This is a genomic window from Sinanaerobacter sp. ZZT-01, from assembly GCF_035621135.1.
Taxonomy (GTDB): Bacteria; Bacillota; Clostridia; order Peptostreptococcales; family Anaerovoracaceae; genus IOR16.
The window spans coordinates 3,135,411-3,153,936 of sequence record NZ_CP141728.1 but is presented as its reverse complement, the minus strand read 5'-3'; the positions used below and the strand labels follow the sequence as shown (position 1 = coordinate 3,153,936).

Annotated in this window: 18 protein-coding genes; 14 read left to right on the top strand and 4 right to left on the bottom strand. The window is 32.7% G+C overall.

What is annotated here, in order from left to right; all coding sequences use genetic code 11:
- Positions 1 to 56 precede the first annotated feature (56 nt).
- From U5921_RS15210 to U5921_RS15185, 6 genes are all read left to right on the top strand, one after another.
- On the top strand, positions 57 to 1,355 hold the full coding sequence (locus U5921_RS15210) for a hypothetical protein (RefSeq protein WP_324824306.1): 1,299 nt from the start codon (positions 57 to 59) through the stop codon (positions 1,353 to 1,355).
- Positions 1,356 to 1,584: 229 nt separating this feature from the next.
- Complete coding sequence (locus tag U5921_RS15205) at positions 1,585 to 2,640, top strand: DUF2971 domain-containing protein (protein WP_324824305.1); 1,056 nt, start codon at positions 1,585 to 1,587, stop codon at positions 2,638 to 2,640.
- 244 nt (positions 2,641 to 2,884) lie between these two features.
- The gene (locus U5921_RS15200) at positions 2,885 to 3,982 is read left to right on the top strand and encodes an HNH endonuclease domain-containing protein (protein ID WP_324824304.1); all 1,098 of its coding nucleotides are present in this window, start codon (positions 2,885 to 2,887) and stop codon (positions 3,980 to 3,982) included.
- A 1-nt stretch (position 3,983) separates the two neighbouring features.
- A complete protein-coding gene (locus U5921_RS15195) occupies positions 3,984 to 4,583 on the top strand; it encodes a class I SAM-dependent methyltransferase (RefSeq protein ID WP_324824303.1) in 600 nt (199 codons plus the stop codon).
- Between the two features lie 128 nt (positions 4,584 to 4,711).
- Positions 4,712 to 7,741, top strand: coding sequence for a metallophosphoesterase (locus U5921_RS15190; protein WP_324824302.1), 3,030 nt, complete (start codon positions 4,712 to 4,714; stop codon positions 7,739 to 7,741).
- 194 nt (positions 7,742 to 7,935) lie between these two features.
- A complete protein-coding gene (locus U5921_RS15185) occupies positions 7,936 to 8,757 on the top strand; it encodes a hypothetical protein (protein WP_324824301.1) in 822 nt (273 codons plus the stop codon).
- A gap of 103 nt (positions 8,758 to 8,860) precedes the next feature.
- On the opposite strand, the gene U5921_RS15180 is transcribed toward U5921_RS15185, so the two are convergent.
- Both U5921_RS15180 and U5921_RS15175 read right to left on the bottom strand, forming a co-directional pair.
- Positions 8,861 to 9,589 carry a DUF2726 domain-containing protein gene (locus tag U5921_RS15180; RefSeq protein ID WP_324824300.1) on the bottom strand — a complete coding sequence of 243 codons (729 nt, stop codon included), beginning with the start codon at positions 9,587 to 9,589 and terminating at the stop codon, positions 8,861 to 8,863.
- A 94-nt stretch (positions 9,590 to 9,683) separates the two neighbouring features.
- Complete coding sequence (locus U5921_RS15175; protein WP_324824299.1) at positions 9,684 to 10,082, bottom strand: helix-turn-helix transcriptional regulator; 399 nt, start codon at positions 10,080 to 10,082, stop codon at positions 9,684 to 9,686.
- A gap of 168 nt (positions 10,083 to 10,250) precedes the next feature.
- On the opposite strand from U5921_RS15175, the gene U5921_RS15170 reads away from it, so the two are divergent.
- From U5921_RS15170 to bcp, 8 genes are all read left to right on the top strand, one after another.
- Positions 10,251 to 10,520 (top strand): helix-turn-helix transcriptional regulator, encoded by a 270-nt coding sequence (locus tag U5921_RS15170; protein ID WP_324824298.1) that lies wholly within the window; start codon positions 10,251 to 10,253, stop codon positions 10,518 to 10,520.
- A gap of 41 nt (positions 10,521 to 10,561) precedes the next feature.
- Positions 10,562 to 10,978, top strand: coding sequence for a single-stranded DNA-binding protein (locus tag U5921_RS15165; protein ID WP_324824297.1), 417 nt, complete (start codon positions 10,562 to 10,564; stop codon positions 10,976 to 10,978).
- A gap of 630 nt (positions 10,979 to 11,608) precedes the next feature.
- Positions 11,609 to 11,740, top strand: a complete 132-nt coding sequence (locus U5921_RS15160; RefSeq protein ID WP_324824296.1) for a hypothetical protein — start codon at positions 11,609 to 11,611, stop codon at positions 11,738 to 11,740.
- 86 nt (positions 11,741 to 11,826) lie between these two features.
- Positions 11,827 to 13,398, top strand: coding sequence for a recombinase family protein (locus tag U5921_RS15155; RefSeq protein WP_324824295.1), 1,572 nt, complete (start codon positions 11,827 to 11,829; stop codon positions 13,396 to 13,398).
- A 24-nt stretch (positions 13,399 to 13,422) separates the two neighbouring features.
- Entirely contained in the window at positions 13,423 to 14,250 is an 828-nt protein-coding gene (locus tag U5921_RS15150) for a hypothetical protein (protein ID WP_324824294.1), read from the top strand.
- Positions 14,251 to 14,458: 208 nt separating this feature from the next.
- Positions 14,459 to 15,346, top strand: a complete 888-nt coding sequence (locus U5921_RS15145) for an MBL fold metallo-hydrolase (RefSeq protein WP_324824293.1) — start codon at positions 14,459 to 14,461, stop codon at positions 15,344 to 15,346.
- A gap of 78 nt (positions 15,347 to 15,424) precedes the next feature.
- Positions 15,425 to 16,168: a peroxide stress protein YaaA gene (gene yaaA / locus U5921_RS15140; protein WP_324824292.1), complete on the top strand. Its 744-nt coding sequence runs from the start codon at positions 15,425 to 15,427 to the stop codon at positions 16,166 to 16,168.
- A gap of 37 nt (positions 16,169 to 16,205) precedes the next feature.
- Positions 16,206 to 16,661, top strand: a complete 456-nt coding sequence (gene bcp / locus U5921_RS15135) for a thioredoxin-dependent thiol peroxidase (RefSeq protein ID WP_324824291.1) — start codon at positions 16,206 to 16,208, stop codon at positions 16,659 to 16,661.
- A gap of 104 nt (positions 16,662 to 16,765) precedes the next feature.
- Here the strand turns inward: bcp and U5921_RS15130 are convergent, their stop codons facing one another.
- Positions 16,766 to 17,173, bottom strand: coding sequence for a bacteriohemerythrin (locus U5921_RS15130; protein WP_324824290.1), 408 nt, complete (start codon positions 17,171 to 17,173; stop codon positions 16,766 to 16,768).
- Positions 17,174 to 17,325: 152 nt separating this feature from the next.
- A complete protein-coding gene (asnA, locus tag U5921_RS15125) occupies positions 17,326 to 18,333 on the bottom strand; it encodes an aspartate--ammonia ligase (RefSeq protein ID WP_324824289.1) in 1,008 nt (335 codons plus the stop codon).
- Between the last annotated feature and the right edge of the window lie 193 nt (positions 18,334 to 18,526).

Below are 18,526 nucleotides of genomic sequence, written 5' to 3'. Positions count from 1 at the left end.
TAGATAGTTGTATTTTTCACTACAATGGATATTAATAGAGTTAGGAGCGTATGGGTATGGTAAAATTAGAAGAAGTCTTTGGTGTCAGTAGAAAACCCGTGTTAAGTTACATTGAAAGGCAAGAAGTAGATGTGCTGTTTGAAAATGCCCTTAAGTCAGACAAACAAATTATTGTTTATGGAGCCTCAAAGCAAGGGAAAACAGCATTAGTAAGTAGATACTTGATATATGATGATTGCTTAGCGGTTAGTTGTAGCCCTAAAAGTAAAGTAAAAGATATCTATAACTCAATTCTTAGGAAACTTGATATTGAAATCATGACTAATGAGCAAAAAAGCACGAGTGCAAATATTGAGGCAGGAGCGGTAGCCAAAATCAAATCTAAAATTCCTTTTATTGTATCAGGAGAGGTTGAAGGATCTACAAAGGTCGCTGGGTCAACTGAACAGCAACTAACTTATAAAACCATTGAGTTTAACTTAGAGTTGCCACAGGATATCTTTGACTTGTATGTTCAAGCTAAATCAGACAAGTTTGTTATTTTAGAAGATTTTCATTACCTTCCTATTGATGTACAAAAACAACTGGCATTTGACTTACGTACTTTTCAGGAATTAGGGCTGCGTTTTATAATTTTAGGAGTATGGAAAGAGAAAAATAGGCTTATTCAGTTTAATGGAGATTTGCAAGACAGAATAGCTGAAATACCTGTTGAACCATGGGATGAAACAGAGTTTATTAGTGTTGCCAAAAAAGGAGCACAAGAATTAAACGTAGAGTTTTCAGATGAAATTATCAAGAGGCTCTGTGCTGAATCTTTAGGAAGTATAGGAGTTCTTCAAGAACTATTAAAATTATTATGTGTTCAAAATGGAATAGTACAGAGTCAAAGAACTAAGAAGCTAATTTCCAATCTCCAGACCCTTAATTGTGCAATAAAATCTAAGTGTGATGACTATTCTTCACGCCATGTCCGTGCACTTGAAGATATTGCTAAAGGACAGAGAGATTTTAAAATTACAGATGGGAAGAAACCTCTTTTTCTGCCATATTATTTCGTTGTCGCAATATTGGGTATGGATTTTGATTCCATCATAATGGGAGTACAACGTAAGAAAATAGATGAAGCTATCAAGGATCGTCATTATCGAGCGGCAGACATACGACCAAGTGATATAGGATTTTTATTAAGCAATCTGGCAAATTTACAGGCTTCAAAAAAAATTCAACCACCATTATTCGATTATGATGTTTCACAACGCTCAGTAAATATTATAGATTCAACATTTTACTTCTTTTTCAAGAATTGTGATAAAAATGAAGTAATAGAGAACATTGAAAATCCATTGGATTAACATTTACTCCTACATGAACTTCCTCTAATGTTTATACAGTTGAACTAGCTTGAGTGGTACACAGTTAATACCATAATGGGAAGTTTTACTTGAGGGAGAGGATATGCTGTTATTAGCCATGTTATAGCATCACGGTTGATAATATTGGGGGTAAACCTTTTCGCTACCAAGGTAGCTGTGTGAAACTTTCATTTTTATTGGAAAATTGCTATTGAAGTAGAGGGTCCTTATGAAAATGTCACCTGAGTATATGGCAGAGTTACACAAGTTTCTATATTTGAGTAATGATTCTGATATGGAACGACTGGAACCTACTGTTGCAACTCATCTAAAATATATACCACGTAAAAAACTATATCGATATCGCAAATGCAACGATAGGGAACTACAAATCCTTGAAGAAAACTCGATTTGGCTTTCGGATCCAGAGAAATTTCCTGATATGTTTGATGCCACAATTCCCATGGCCGAAAGAAGGTATATAGATTTTGAATATCCTTTCTTTTTCAGCCTCGAAGCAGCCTACAAGGCTTTAGTAGACACATCAGAAGAAGGAGAAATAATTCCCAATAAGTCGGACCTTCTTGAGGCTATATACAAAACAATGGCAAAGTATAGCCAAGAGGAAATTGATGCAGAACTATTGAAGATTTTTGGTGAAGAAGAATACCGAAAAATACTAAGTCATAAATTGGATTTCTCACGCCAGATTGAACGAACGAGAAAATTTCTTTGCACTCTTTCTAATTCACCACGCAACTCACTAACTATTGCATCTTTTACAACGAGATATGATAACCGTAACATGTGGGAAAACTATGCTGAAAACTACACAGGATTTTGCATAGAATACTGTTTTTCTGACTCGCTATTATCCTTATCTTCAAAAAGTGCATGGGATATTTTGCACCTGCTCGCAGTTAAATATTTCAAAAAACGGCCTTTATTTGATTACACGGACATTCTTCAACGCATTGTACAATCTGATATGAAGTTGACAGAGTTCAATATCGACGTAGATGAATTCCTTACACAGTATTATCAGTCTGTTACTGCTAAACTTTATGATTATCGAGCGGAGCAAGAATGGCGATTGGTAATGAAACGTGAACGTCTTGGGAAATACAGTTTCCCGTATGCAAGTAAAATTTTTCTTGGGAAAGATATGTCAGATGAAAGAATCGAACAGATGAGCTTAATTGCGGATAAACTTAATATTCCGGTATTTATGCAAACGATAAATAGGGAGGGAAATACTTTCGAGTATCAAAAAAATCTAATATGAACTTGAACAACTCATTATGGCCAAGGAATTTGCCTTGACACGGCATCAATAAGTGGATGGCAGAATGCGGATAAGGGGGTGGGGACAATCTCTTGCACTAATCAACTGCATCTAATGTTTAAACTTAGATACTTAGTAGATAAATGTTGTATGAAATGGATAGAAAATCTTTTAAAATAATTTATTATTGATGGTTTTACTTATATTCTTGTACTAAAAATTAAGAAAGATGAGCTGAAGAATTATGCATTTACCATATTCGGACAAATTAGAAATACAATATCTATCACGAATATTTGATAATAAGAGTGAATCTTATAAACTATTTTGGTTTCAGGCTATTGTAAATAAAGTAATTGAAGGATATACAACTATTACATACCATGATCTTATTAATGAAATGGTTTCGGATGCTTGGTATATGGTTTCAGAATATCGATTAAATCTTGGCCCATCGGATACGCTAGAGGCATTAGTAGACCATGTATTTAATATTAGTGGATTGAAGTCAAATGAGAAAAAAGAAAATATTATAGGATATTTGAAATCTTGCAATGACAAAGAAACAAATAAAATGAAGAGGACTTTAACTCACAATGTACCATATCGGTTACAGGCTCCTTTTATGCAAAACGTAAGAGGTAAAGAATGGAACGTTTCCGAGAAGAATTTAGTTATAAAAATCAATAGTGAAAAAAGATTGATATATTATTTCAATGAACAGTCTGGGATAGATAGATCTATAATAATAATGCCTGAGTGGTATTCTTACATAATAAAAAACCAAGAAATTATAAAAGGCTGGATTCAATATAATATGATTATATATTTACAGAGAAGAAATCCAAGTGTACCAGGCATAGCAAATAAATTATATCCGCCACAAGAACGTAAGTTGGAAAAAATCAAAAAGTTTTGGAGTGAAATAACTAATATAAAACCTATTATTGATATTTATAGCGGTAATACTTTAAGCGTGAAAGAGATTTCTATAGATCATTTTGTACCATGGTCTTATGTGGCACATGATGAGATGTGGAATTTACATCCTACTACGAAGAGCATTAATAGCAGTAAGAATAATAATCTTCCTGATTGGAATAAATATTTTCCGGCTTTATGTAAAGTGGAATATGATTCACTTCAATTAGTATGGCAGTACGAAAAACTTCATGATATTTTTTTAAGATGTGAAAAAGAACATGTGAATAACAACGATATAAAAATGAGATTATATCGGCAAAAAATTAAGAAAGATGAGTTTTATAGAAATTTAGAAGAAATAATTTTCCCGGTATATCAATCTGCAAAGAATATGGGATTCAGGAATTGGGTGTTATAAAATGGATGATTCAAATAATACTTTAGCATATTATAATGAACATGCAGAAGAATTTGTTTTTTTAACTAAAAGTGCGGATATGGTTCTTTTATATGACATGTTTCAAAAATATTTAAAATCAGGCGGTAAGATTTTAGATATAGGTTGTGGTAGTGGTAGAGATAGTAAGTATTTTATGGAGCAAGGGTATGATGTAGTAGCTGTAGATGGTTCAGAAAAAATTTGTGAACTAGCTTCACAATATATTGGAAAAAATGTTTTATGTATTAAATTTCAGAATATATCTTTTGCAAATGAATTTGATGGAATATGGGCATGTGCATCATTATTACATATCCCTAAAAATGAAATGGCTGTAGTATTGAAAAAACTATCTAATGCTTTAAAAACTAATGGATATATTTATGCTTCATTTAAATATGGACAAGTAGAACGAATCAATGGTGAAAGATTTTTTAATGACTATACTGAAAAAGATATAGATGAATTATTTAATCACGAAAGTCGTCTAAATGTAGTTGAATGGTCTATTACAGAAGACGTGAGAGAAGGACGTTCAGATGAGAAATGGCTTAATGTAGTGGCAGTAAAGATCACTTAGATGTTTAATAAGAAAAGAAGAAAATCATATCATTTTGAAAATGATGAACAACTTAATTATATCAGGTCAATTGTTTAAATATAGAAATTGAAGCAGATAAAATAGAATTATTTGATAGGAGAAAAGTTATGAAGTTACAAATAATACATTTAAGTGATATACATATTACAAGTAAGAATGATGCATTTGAAATAAATGTAACGAAACTTGATCAGGCATTAAATTCTATCGAGAAAGCTGATGAATGTGTTGTCATAATAAGTGGAGATTTGGCTGCAAATGGTAAAAAAAGTGAATATGGATTTGCAAGTAGTTTATTAGGAGCTATATTTAAAACAATTGGGAGAAATAAATATATGCGAAAGCATATAGAGTTTGTATGCGTTCCAGGAAATCATGATTTGGATTTTGAACTATTATCTAGAGAATATAAAGAAATTGAAGAAGCATATAAAATGAATTGCATTGATACTATTATAAATAAAGATATTGAATCGATGGGAGCCTTTTGGGGATTTTCAAATTACAAAAAGTGTTTCACTAAGAATAAGATTGTTTCAAAGAAGATAATTAAATATGGTAAACAAAAAGTGGGGTTTGTGATGATAAATACAGCACCGCTGTCTTTATTAGGTGGTAATTCAAAGGATATGGGCATTCATTATTTGTCAGAAAAACAACTGGAGTGCATAGGAGATGCAACAGAAGCAGATATTAATATACTTGTCATGCATCATAGTATTGAATGGCTAACTAGTTCGTGTAAAGACAAATTGAGAAAAATAATTACAAGTAAATACACTTTAGTATTGACAGGACATGAACACGAACCAGTAGGAGAAAGTAGAAATATTAATGGTAAAGGCGACATTCAATGTGTACAGGGAAATGCCTTACGTGGCTATAGTGAAGATGGAAATGGATTTTGCACCATTACAATTGATTTTGACAAGGCTGTAATGGTGGCACATTCGTTTATATGGAAAGAAGATATATATATTCCTAAAAAAATATTAAATGGAAAGATAAAGACTACATTTCATGGAGATATTCAAATTGCGCCTGATTTTTTTAATGAACTACATTATGACAATAATAGAAAGAAAATAGATGATTATTTTGTGTTTCCTAGTTTAACATATAATACATTTACAGAAAATGAAGAAATTGAAAAACATGATATTGAGAAAGAAGAAGAATTATTTGAATTGGTACAAGCAAATAAAAGAATAGTTATTAATGGGGAACATAAAGCTGGGAAAACAGTCTTATCAAAGAGAATATTTAAGAATCTTATAGCATCTGGAAAAATTCCGATATTACTAACAGCTAGTGATATAACAAAAAAGAAAATCGATAAAACAATTTTATATGCATTCCAAGAACAGTATTTGTTAGAAAATAGTGCATATAATAGATTTTTACAACTTCCGAAGGAAAATAAAGTTGTCTTAATAGATGAAGCTGATTTGATAAACAAGTCAGCCTTTGATGCATTAATACAATATCTTGATAATAATTTTGATCAAATTATTATTTTTAGTGAAGAAAAGCTGAATTTAGATATTCGCAAGCAAGTAGTTGATGCTTTAATAGAAGAGGAAACTATTGAGATATCAATAAAACCTTTTTTGTATAAGAAAAGAAAGGAATTAATAGTAAATGTACTGCGTAGTAGTTCTAGTAATTTAGAAAATATTGATAAAGAAGTAAAAAAGATTAATGAGTTAATAAATATGCAGGTTAAATTTTTTAATTTGAACCCTGAGTTTATCATTAATTTCGTTAATCAATATGAAAAAGATTATCAATTTCAATTTTCGTCTGGAATGAATGTATTTAATATTGTTTACGAGAGCTCTATAAAAAATAAAATTATAGCAAATGCAAATAATATAGATGCAACATTGGTGTTAAATGTGATACGTGAACTTGCTTATTATATGCATTTTGAAAGAATTCCTTTTGTAAAATATGATGATATATCAAATGTTGTGAAAAAATATAGTGAAACATATCGACAAAAAGTAAATGTTCGTTTGTTTATAGAGGCGGCATTAAATGCAAGAATCTTAGTGGAGAATGTAAATGAGTATAGATTTAAAGACCATACATTAGTAGCTTATTTTGTTGCACAAGCGCTAAATCAAAAATACAATCAAGAAGAAAATATTGATGAAAATTTAAGATCATTATTGAAAAATCTGTGCTTTAGTATTAATAGTGATATAGTTCTATTTTTAGCACTTATTACTAATAATCCTAAGTTTGTTAATATAATAATGGAAGGTGCAAAAAAACATTTTTTTGAACAAGAAGAGTTGTGCTTTGACAAAAAAAATGTAACGTTATTTTTGAATACAGATATTCCAGTTAAAAATGCTTTACCTACAAAGGAAGAAAAACAGCAAAGAGAGGAAACAATTACTAAGCAAGAGGAAGAAATATATTTTGCAGATTTAATAGAATTGGTTAATGAATATGATTATTCAGAAGATGATCTATTAAAGGTTGAAAATCAGATTATGATATCTTTTAAATATTTAGAAATATTATCAAAAACACTACCTGCTTTTTGCCAAAATATGAAGGTTGATCAACAGGATAGACTTGTTTCATTAATCTACAAATGTCCAAATCAATTTTTATATATGATTTTAAAAGATATAAGTGATAATTTTGAAGAATTTACACAGGGCTTATATGATGAAGTGATTGATCTTCGGCGTGAAAAGAACATAATTGAGGTTAATATTGATACAGTGAAGCGTACAATAGAGCAGATTTCATCCGGTCTAATAGTTGCATTATATCAATTAGTGGCTACAGCATGTACAACAGAACAAAGCATTGCAGCATTAAATGCCTTCAATTATAACGATAACTCGAATTATCAATTGATGAATTTGATGATGCAATCAAGAAATGGTGATATTGTACAATTTTCCAAAAGAGCAAAGGGACTCTATAGAAAATTGGATAGAAAACTTGAAAAATCAATTATAAAGTTCACAGTTAGAGATTATTTTCTGAGAAATAATGTGGAAATTTATGGTGAAGCACAGTCGTTACTAGACTGTTTTTTTGGAGAACAATCTAAGCAACAAATAAAAATGGAAATGGCAAAGAAAAGGATTACATATAAAGACCGTACTTAGGGCTTTTGACCATTACAGATTAAGCCCAACTATAATGGTATTGTGTGTTAGTACGGTCAATTTATTATATGCAATATAGTTCCATTTTTATACAGAAGATTATTATGGAATATTTACTTAATACAATTAAAACAGGAAAAATATTGTTTTGCTGAATAATATTAAAGATGTTTTTTGCTACAATGAGGGTTGATATGAAATATGAAAAAAAATATGAAGCTCAAATTATTGGACAAAGCATAGGAGAAGAGATTAGAAAAATGCTTGAAAAGAGTAATAGACAGGATGATTGCAAAGAGTATCGTGAAAGGGATGAGTATGGGTATAAACGATTACTCTATTCTATTAATATTTCAGCAATCATTTCATACATAGCGGGGGCATTAGTAATGCAGTTACCCTTTATTGATAAGTTTGGGATAATGCAATATGACTTTAAACTATATTTATTATTTGGTTCTATAGTTTTTGTTATAATCCAAATTGCTTTATTTATTTTATCAATTTATGAACAATTGGTTTCTTGGCTTTCCAGTGAAATTGAATGTTGGGTTATAAACAAATTAGAAAACTATGAATTTAATGGATTAGATAATTTGATAAGAATAGTTATTTTTATTCCAATATCCTTAATATTAATTGATTTGTGTGGAAATTTTCTGGAGTTATCTTTGCCTGAAAATTATAAAGATATAATTCCTATAATAGTGTTATTCTTTAGAATCTATATCTCTCTGAGCTTAGTGTTTCAAGATAAACGGTTTGATAAAAATATGAATACTAATAATTTTGTGTTTATAATAGTGGCATTATTCATCGCTCTCTATACAGGAAGAGCATCTTTTGAACAATATCTACTAACAGATGCAAAGATAATCAATAATCATATCGAACGACCAATTGAACTGCTTTTAATCGATGGCAAGTCTGTTTATTATAAGGAAAAAAATACATATAAATATGAAATTTTAAAAGAAAACATAACTATAGAATTTTTAAATAATAGTAATCAATAGTAAAAATTAGAAATAATCTTTAAGAGTCCTATTCTATATTTATTTTAATTATGCTATATACACAAAAAAAGAAGGGGCTCCGAGATAGTCAATAACTAATCTATTAATTATCCTCTGTATAATTATGTGTAAAATCACATGGATTTGTTTTTGAATAATAATTAGGGCATCCCCAAAATTCACCATATGGTCCTGTTTTTATTTCTAATTTGGAATGGCATAAAGGACAGATAGCTTCTATAGAACAGCTTTTTAGTTTTTCTAATACTGAATTAACAGCTTCTGTATAATCAAACCCATTAGTAGTTTTTTTACATCTAACTCTTATAATTTCTAATTTTGAGTACATTGGTTTACTGTTAATTAAATCATTTATAAATTCATCTCTATTTATTGTTGCTGAATTAATATCATGACTTTTATCATCTAATTCAACTATTAAAATAAGTGTGAGAAAATCTTTAGACATGATTAAAAAATCAAAGTGTTTAGAAGTAACTTTACTTAATGCAGCCCTATCATATTCTACAATCGAGCGCACATTCACTATATCTCCAACACGTACTTTTGGAAAAATAATATACTGAGTGGGTAATTTTCTTTCGAGCTCTTTATAAAAAAAATATTCGTTAGATGAAAAAAAATATTTTTTTGGCTCATATGCAAAGTGAGAAAACGGTACAGAATCGTTAGACTTATGTAATGGTGTTTCACTTGATTCTTGTATAATCTTTTTTTTATAATATCTATGTTTACATGATTTTCCAATTATTTTAAAGACTACTATTAATACTAAGAGAAAGATTAATGCATAAATTGTATTATCGTTCATTGTAATTTCTCCAATTATATATTTATATTGTTTCCAAATCCCCCATATATCACATTTCCAACACGCCAAATCTGGCGTGTTTTTTTTCTGTCAGTTATGCGTTCTTTTTATATATCCCCAATTCAGTAGCCTGTTCTTGCTTTAATTTATCTTCTTGTGATTCTAACAGCACCTTTATACGTTCTAAAGCTGCACCTTTATTTAGTTCATTTAAAGAGTTGTAGAGTTTTAAAAGCATTTGTTGTTCAGGAGTTAAAATTGGGGTTTCGGATTTTGCTTTATTAAAATTACGAATGTCACTGCGACCAAGGAGATAATCTATGGACACATCAAAAAAGTCAGCCAAGCAACATAATTTTTCATAGTCTGGCTGTTTATTTTTTTTCTCATACCCTGCTATTGTCGATCTGCTAATTTGAATGGCAGAAGATAGTTGCTGTTGGGTTAGTTCTTTTTCATTTCGAAGAGATTTTAAACGTGATGAAAATTCCATATTTTGTTACTCCTATTTTAATATCTTAATTATATAGATATCGAAGATAGAATTCATTTTATGTTCCCAAAAACAACAAAATGCGTATAAAAGTATTGACAATGTTCCTAAAAGGAACTAATATGTAACTATAAAATGTTCCGATTGGGAACAATGGAGGGATCATTCATGCGACGGGTTTTACAAAACTTAAGAAAAAAGTTGGGTTATACACAAGCTGAGGCTGCTTGTAAAGCAGGTATCTCACGATCTCATTATACCAAAATTGAGAACGGACAGAGAGAACCTTCATTAACTTATGCAATAAAAATTAAAAAAGCATTTAATTATTATAATGATGACCTTTTTGAAAATATTTTAGACAAACCAATTATCATAAATCTTAAAACGGTTCAGAGTAACAAAATACATAAAAATGAGTCGTCTTTGGATCGTTAAGTAATAGATATTTCTAATAAACCAAAAACAAAGGAGGAATTATGAACAGTGTAGTATTGATTGGAAGATTAACAAGAGATCCGGAGATGCGAAGTATAGCGGAAACGCAAACTTCAGTGGCTACGTTTTCAATTGCAATTGATCGACATGTACGAAACGGAGCAGAAAAGAAAACCGATTTTCCAAGGATAATCGTTTTCGGAAAACAAGCTGAAAATTGCGAGCGTTACTTAAAAAAAGGCAGATTAGTAGGCATTCAAGGTAGAATACAAACCGGAAGCTATAAAACACAGTCTGGGGAAACCAGGTATACAACAGATGTAGTTGCGGAAAGAGTGGAATTCTTAGAGTGGGTCGAAAAAGTACAATCAACGTCTGAACAAAATGCATTAAGCAACAACTTTGGTGTGCCGGAAGGATTTGAAGAATTAGATAAAGACGATGACATACCGTTTTAAGCGAAAATCTTCCTTTATGTATCTTGAACCGAGGAGCTGTAAAAGCTCCTTGATTGAAGGTATATGTAGGAATACATATTGCAATCAGAAGCTCTGAATGGATACAGTTGACAAATTGGATCGTTTATCTCAGGTAGGCTGAACCTTGATAATTAAATATGCTGCATCTTGAAAGGTGAAGTTTTAAATTGTAGCGACAAACAATTTATACCTTGATCGTAAGGTATAAAGAATGAGTGGCGCGAAGATCAGCCTGCAAGTTAATGTGATTGATTCCTTACTATGATGTAAGAGAATTAAGGCTGGAGAGCGATAAACACTGCATGATAAGGGTTTTACCTATTGCGATAATGATTTAAGATGGAACGCTTGAATTAAAGTAACGATGAGGTTTCGAGACAATCAAGATGTACCTGAACGGCTTGTGTAGGCCTACCGGGGGCGGGGCAAATTGGAAACTAACATAAATAATGGCTGCTTAACGGCAGATTATATGCGGCGAAATATTTCGCCGTATTTATGTGTTGTTAAGTGTAACAATGGCGAAGATTAGAGAACGGAAATGGTTATATAAAACTATTTATAAGAGTATGTTGAATTAGGAAATTGTAATCAAAAGGAGGAAGTAAAATGGAGATGAAATTTATTGTAACGGAGACTCATCGAGTCACAGAAGAAGAACAGAAGATAAAAATAGCTGAGCGGTTAGCAGAGATTATTAAAAGTGCAGTAGAGGGGGAAATGATAAAGCAGATTGCATAATTGTCGTTTTGCTTGCAGTAAGCTATCTTATTTTATATGATTTATAAGGTGAGTAGCTATACGTCAGGTAAGGAGGTATAGTTGCAGTGTTAAGAGTCGCAATTTATTGTCGGCTTTCCGAAGAGGACGAGTTCAAAAGTGAAGGAGATGATTCGCAAAGTATTCAGAATCAAAAGAACCTTCTTACAGGTTATGCGTTTGAACGAGGTTGGGAAATCTATAAGATTTATTCGGATGATGATTGGTCCGGTTTGGACAGCGATCGGCCCGAATGGAATGAGATGCTTCGGGATGCAAAGGAACACAGATTTGATGTGATACTATGCAAAAGTCAGTCACGTTTTACGAGAGATATGGAAGTAGTTGAGCGGTATTTGCATAATTTGTTTCCCATTTGGAACATTCGCTTTATTGGAGTAGCGGATTATGCCGATACAGAAAATCGCGGAAATAAAAAGCAAAGACAAATCAATGGTTTAATCAATGAATGGTATTGTGAGGATGTATCACAAAATATCAAAGTGGTGTTCGACAAGAAGCGTAGGGATGGTATTTATATAGGGAATTATGCTACATATGGGTTGAAAAAAGATCCGAATAACAAAGGGAAGCTTTTGATTGATGAACCTGCAGCAGAAGTGGTTCGCTATATCTTTCAGATGTACACGGAAGGAAAAGGAACGACAATCATTGCAAAGGACTTGAATGAGAAAGGAATACCAAATCCTACATTATATAAGAAGCTTTGCGGGGAAACGTTTGTCAATGCGAGCCAGAAGGATGAACATTATTTGTGGAATCGCACCACAATCCGAAGAATGCTGAAAAATAAAATGTATCTTGGTCATATGGTTCAAGGTGTGCATCGCAAGCTTAGCTACAAGTCAAAGAAACAAATCGCTGTTCCGAGAGAGGAATGGATTGTTGTTGAGAATACCCATGAAGCAATCATTGATCAGGAAACCTTTGACCTTGTGGAAGCAATGATGAGTACCAAGCGACGAAGCGACGGAAAAGGGGAACCTTATTCCCTGGCCGGAAAGGTACGCTGTATGGATTGTGGAAGTACCATGACAAGGATTACACCGGAAAGTCGAAAAAATAAAAAGAAGCATAAATATTTACGATGCAGCCTAGTAGAAAAAAAGGCGGGACTTTGTACCGGACATTACATTCGATTGGATAAATTGGAAAACATAGTATTAGAGCATTTACATACTTATTTGAAAAAAGCGAGTGATGATATTTTAAAACAGAGATTGGATGAATTTGAGGGCAAAGGAAGTGTTTCTAAAGATTTAAAAACCACGCTGCGAAAGGTTGAGGAAGAAATAGCTGATAAAAACAGAGTAGTGCAGTCCTTATATTCGGACAAAGTAGCGGGAATCATTACTCCGGTACAATTTGTTGAGTTTAATGATACCTTTGGTAAACAGATTGAGCTTTTGATGAAGAAAAAAGCTGGCTTGTTAAAAAAGATTGAGGAAAAAGGGGATACAGAAAAGAAAGAAAATGTCTTACTAGAGAAGATGAAGGAATTTAGAAATGCGGATAAGATGACAACAAGGATTGCCCAGGAATTCATTGATTTCATTGAGATTGGTGAAAGAAATAAAAAGGAAGGTACGCAAGAAATTCGCATTCATTGGAAGTATTAGTCCAATGATAATAGATAAGGAACTATGACTCACGTTGTCGATCCAATCAGCCCAGGAGCGGTGGATACGATTTTGCATTTGGGCGAATATTGGAATGAAGAAGGCATTCGTAAGAATAAAGAAGCTGTTTTAAAGTGTCAGGAAGATTTGAAGATGCTCTTCGGATGCGCATACCATTACTTAGGTGCAGCAGGGCACATGTATCATAATTTGAATGATTTATATCAAAGAGCACTTAGAAAAGAAGAACTTTTTAAAATGGCAGCAGATATCATCAATCGAGAATTAATCCATAAGGAATTAAGTGCAGAACAGGGAGAAGTAAAAAAATATTTTGCCAGCGGTATTACCCCGAATGGATGTGTCAATTATCTAGACACATTATTATCTGACTACAATAAGATTTATTTAATAAAGGCTCCGATTGGAATCGGTGCTGAAAAACTATTGGATCTTTTTGCAGAAAGTGCATTATATCGCGGATATGATGTGGAGGAGTATTATTGCCCATTGGACCCATCGAAAAAATTAGAACATCTTTTAATTCCTGACCTTGGAGTTGCATTTGTTACAAGTAATGCGTTTCATCCAATTGATGAAAGCAAGTTAGAAGCAAATATAGTAAAAATATTTTTGGAAAATATAATTCATGAAGAATATGATGAAAGCCAGCAGCAGATAAAAGAAGATAATGCAGTCGGTTTAGAGGAAAACATTAAAAAAGCAATTCAATGTTTGGAGCAGGCAAAAGCAAAACATGATAAGCTTGAACAAAATTATATACCAAACATGGACTTTTCTAAAATTGAAGCATTAAGACAAGAAGTCTTGGAAGAAGTCCGAAGAAGATAGTCTAGAAAATAAAATTATAATAAAAAGCAGAAAGCTTTGCAAGATGGAATATGGTCTGTTTTGCAAGGCTTTTATTTTGCCTCTTTTCATTTAGGAGTCCTCTTTATTTCATGTAAAAAATATATAATTTATGTTACAATAAAAGGTAAATAAGTGAAAAGCAGAGTGTTAAAGCTTCCTTTTTGATGAAGTAAGGAGAAGAGTGGCAATGTATGAATTAATACAAGTTGGAGCAAAAACTTATTATATTAACTGTCCTGCAAAAATGGGAATTTATAAAATAGATGATACCAATGTTTGCTTAATCGATAGTGGCAACGATAAAGATGCGGCTAAAAAGGTTATAAAAATCCTTGACGCAAATAATTGGACATTAGAAATGATTATCAACACACACTCGCATGCGGATCATATTGGCGGAAACAATCTGTTGCAGCAAAGGACTGGATGCAAAATCTTTTCTTCTGGGGTAGATACTGCTTTTATTCGGTATCCGATTTTAGAACCTGCATATCTTTACGGAGGCTATCCGTATAAAGAGATACGGAACAAGTTTTTGCTTGCACAGCCAAGTGCCGTTCAGGAGCTGACAGAAGAGTCTCTTCCAAATGGAATGACAATGCTTCGAATTGACGGTCATTCGTTTTCTATGACTGCATTAAAAACAGAGGATGAAATTTGGTTTTTGGCGGATTGCCTGACGGATGAAAAAGTGATAGAAAAATACCATATTTCCTTTTTGTATGATGTAAATGCGTATTTAGAAACCCTTAAAATGGTAAAAGAATTACCTGGAAAATTATTTATTCCTGCACATGCAGAACCTGCCGAGAATATCGCGGAACTAGTAGGTATCAATCAAAATAAAGTATATGAGGTTATTGAAGCTTTGAAAGAAATTTGTTCAAATCCTATTTGTTTTGAAGATCTTTTAAAAGCAGTTTTTGACCGATATGGTTTGACGATGGACTTTAATCAGCATGTTCTAGTGGGTAGCACCATTCGTTCTTATCTTGCCTACTTAAAAGACTTAGGCGAGATTTCAATTACTTTTGTGGACAACAAGCTTTTTTGGTCCATAAAAAAGAAAGATTGATAAAATGCTGAATGGCGAGGAAGTGGATGCAGGTGAGCTGCCGATGATGGAATCATGATGCAGAAGAAGGAGAAAACTTTGAAAATTATAATTTCACCAGCGAAAAAGATGAAGCGGGAAACTGATTCCTTGGAAGTGAGAAACCTACCTGCTTTTTTAGAAAAAACAAAATACCTTATGGATTATTTAAAGAGTTTAACCTATGAGGAGGCAAAAACACTTTGGAAATGCAATGATTCCATAGCGCAGTTAAATTATGAAAGACTTAAAGCTATGGATCTGCAAAGAAATTTAACGCCTGCCTTATTAGCTTATGAGGGTATACAATATCAGTATATGGCACCCAGTGTTTTTGAAGATACGCATTGGGATTACATAGAAGAGCATTTATATATCTTGTCGGGTTTTTACGGAATGGTGAAGCCGTTTGACGGTATTGTCCCATATCGCCTCGAAATGCAGACAAGGGTTGTATTAGAAGACTATAAAAATTTGTATGATTTTTGGGGAAGCCACATTTACGAAAAGATGAAGGGTGAGACGGACTGCATCGTGAATTTAGCATCAAAAGAATACAGCAAGTGCATCGAAGCGTATTTGTCGGATGAAGTGAACTTTATCACATGTATATTTGGTGAGTATAAGAATGGAAAAGTGATAGAAAAAGGGACGCAGGTAAAGATGGCCAGAGGTGAGATGGTTCGCTATATGGCTGAAAATAATATAAAAGACTTGTCTCAGCTCATTAAATTTGACCGATTAGGGTATCATTATACTAATAAATTTTCGAATGAAAAAAAACTTGTATTCATAAAGGAATAGAGCGTATCTGTTTAAATAAGAAAGGAGAAAAGGGCGGATGTTAGAGGCTGGAACAAAAGCACCGGATTTTACGTTATTAGATAAGGAAGGGAAAGAGATTTCTTTAGCAGATTTTAGAGGGAAGAAGGTAATCCTATATTTTTATCCGAGAGATAATACACCCGGATGCACAAAGCAAGCCTGCGGATTTGCAGAACTGTATCCGCATTTTCAAGAAAAAGGTGCAGAGATTATTGGAATCAGTAAAGATTCTGTCTCATCCCATGTTAAATTTGCAGAAAAATATCAGCTTCCTTTTGTACTACTTTCCGATCCGGATTTGAAGGCGATACAAGCATATGATGTATGGAAAGAAAAAAATCTTTATGGAAAAAAATCAATGGGGGTGGTTCGAACCACCTATCTAATTAATCAAGACGGAGTGATTGAAAAAGCATTTGGAAAAGTGAAAGCTGCAGAGAATCCGGCTGCAATGCTGGAGATCATTTCGTAAGATTGCTGTAAGGTAGAATAAATTGTAATGCAAAAAAGTAAGAACGGCTCTTTATAAGAGCCGTTCTTTTACGTAAAGGATTTTTTGACCAAACCTATTATCGCTTAAGCATTTAAAGTTTTTGCAAATTCTCCAATTTTTTTATCTTGCTTTGAAATATGATTTACCAACCAATCCAAAATGAACTGATTTGAATTTATGACCGCACTGATCTTCGTTCCAGAAGATTCATATTCTTTTCGCAGTTCGGCCAATTTTGCGATAAATGCTGTATGCAGCTGCTTCTGCGTGTTATACTCTGGATAATTAATACTTAACATATACTTCTCTTCATCACGAAAATGAGTCTTTGTATAATCATCTAAAAAGTCAAACATTTTCATAATATACTCGCTTGTTTTTCCTTGTTTTCCGGCTTCAAATAGTTGATCTGCTTTTTCAAACCATGTCTTATGTTGTTGGTCGATTAGATCAACACCAACTGCTAAATTTTGTGTCCACATTAATGCCATGATAGGAACCCCCCAATGTTTTACATTTTTATATTATAAATCTGAGTATAGCCCTATTAGGAAAATAATTCAAGATACATTCTAAATTATTATTTATTCATAGTGCATTTTCATAGAAATTCTGTATTTAGATGAAAGTTTTTTATATGAAATTAAAGAAGAGGAATGTTTTCTTTTTTGCAATGTTGAAGTGTTTCCTTGTTCCATATGGATACCTGAACTTCTCCAATGTGTGCTTTTTCGAGAAGGAGCATAGAAAGCCTGGATTGCCCAATTCCTCCGCCAATCGTCAATGGCAATTCACCGTTAAGAAGCATTCTATGAAAAGGAAGAGATTTTCGGTCGTTACAACCTGCTTTTTCAAGTTGCTCACTCATTGCCTTTTCATCGACTCGGATTCCCATCGAAGAAACTTCAAAGGCACATTCAAGTATGTCGTTCCAAAAGACGATGTCACCATTCAGCGTCCAATCGTCATAATCAGGTGCTCGGCCGTCGTGCTTTAGACCAGATTTTAATACATCACCAATTTGCATAATAAAAGCAGATTTATGCTCTTTTAGATAGAGATTTTCTCGTTCTTTTGGAGTTTGCATTGGATATTGATCTTCTAGCTGCTGCGTGGTGATAAAACTTATATTTCGAGATAGATTTTTCGTCAGCTGAGGATAGGTTTGCATTAAAAAGTCCTTTGTATCGCAAATAGAATTTACAATCTCTTGAACGGTTCTTTTTAAATATTCAATCTTGCGTTCTTGCTCGTCGATGATTTTTTCCCAATCCCATTGATCCACATAAATAGAATGCAGCCGATCCATTTCTTCTTCTTTTCGGATTGCATTCATATTCGTATAGATGCCTTCTCCCACAGGAAAACCATATTGGTACAAAGCCATTCTCTTCCATTTGGCCAGAGAATGGACGACTTGTGCCATTTCTCCGGTTTCAGCAACCTCAAATTCAACAGGATGTTCTGTTCCATTTAAGTCATCATTTAATCCGGTTTTGGGATCGACAAATAATGGAGCTGACACTCTTTTTAAATTAAGTCGTTGAGACAAGTAATCTTCGAAGCATCGTTTCAGCATGCCGATGGCAGTTTGTGTTTCGTAGAGAGACAAGGTACTTTTATACTCTTTTGTTAGTGTAAAATATTGCATACTCCTCATTCCTTTCCAAGTATACCATTCAAAAAAGAAAAAGACGCAGTGGAAAAAAGTTCCACAGCGCCTTTGCTGTAATATTAAAAAATTTTAGCATGGAAGGAGCCTTTTGTCTAGCTTTTTATAAAAAAAATTCATATCCATTTTAGATAGTATTGACAAGAAAGAATCCTTTGTTTATTCTAATAGA

Coding starts and splice junctions, on each gene's coding strand:
- U5921_RS15130 (WP_324824290.1), bottom strand. CDS start 17,173: ATGGCATTAATGTGGACACAAAATTTAGCAGTTGGTGTTGATCTAATC.
- U5921_RS15175 (WP_324824299.1), bottom strand. CDS start 10,082: ATGGAATTTTCATCACGTTTAAAATCTCTTCGAAATGAAAAAGAACTA.
- U5921_RS15150 (WP_324824294.1), top strand. CDS start 13,423: ATGACTCACGTTGTCGATCCAATCAGCCCAGGAGCGGTGGATACGATT.
- U5921_RS15165 (WP_324824297.1), top strand. CDS start 10,562: ATGAACAGTGTAGTATTGATTGGAAGATTAACAAGAGATCCGGAGATG.
- U5921_RS15210 (WP_324824306.1), top strand. CDS start 57: ATGGTAAAATTAGAAGAAGTCTTTGGTGTCAGTAGAAAACCCGTGTTA.
- U5921_RS15185 (WP_324824301.1), top strand. CDS start 7,936: ATGAAATATGAAAAAAAATATGAAGCTCAAATTATTGGACAAAGCATA.
- U5921_RS15160 (WP_324824296.1), top strand. CDS start 11,609: ATGGAGATGAAATTTATTGTAACGGAGACTCATCGAGTCACAGAAGAA.
- U5921_RS15145 (WP_324824293.1), top strand. CDS start 14,459: ATGTATGAATTAATACAAGTTGGAGCAAAAACTTATTATATTAACTGT.
- U5921_RS15205 (WP_324824305.1), top strand. CDS start 1,585: ATGAAAATGTCACCTGAGTATATGGCAGAGTTACACAAGTTTCTATAT.
- asnA (WP_324824289.1), bottom strand. CDS start 18,333: ATGCAATATTTTACACTAACAAAAGAGTATAAAAGTACCTTGTCTCTC.
- U5921_RS15190 (WP_324824302.1), top strand. CDS start 4,712: ATGAAGTTACAAATAATACATTTAAGTGATATACATATTACAAGTAAG.
- bcp (WP_324824291.1), top strand. CDS start 16,206: ATGTTAGAGGCTGGAACAAAAGCACCGGATTTTACGTTATTAGATAAG.
- U5921_RS15200 (WP_324824304.1), top strand. CDS start 2,885: ATGCATTTACCATATTCGGACAAATTAGAAATACAATATCTATCACGA.
- U5921_RS15195 (WP_324824303.1), top strand. CDS start 3,984: ATGGATGATTCAAATAATACTTTAGCATATTATAATGAACATGCAGAA.
- U5921_RS15170 (WP_324824298.1), top strand. CDS start 10,251: ATGCGACGGGTTTTACAAAACTTAAGAAAAAAGTTGGGTTATACACAA.
- U5921_RS15180 (WP_324824300.1), bottom strand. CDS start 9,589: ATGAACGATAATACAATTTATGCATTAATCTTTCTCTTAGTATTAATA.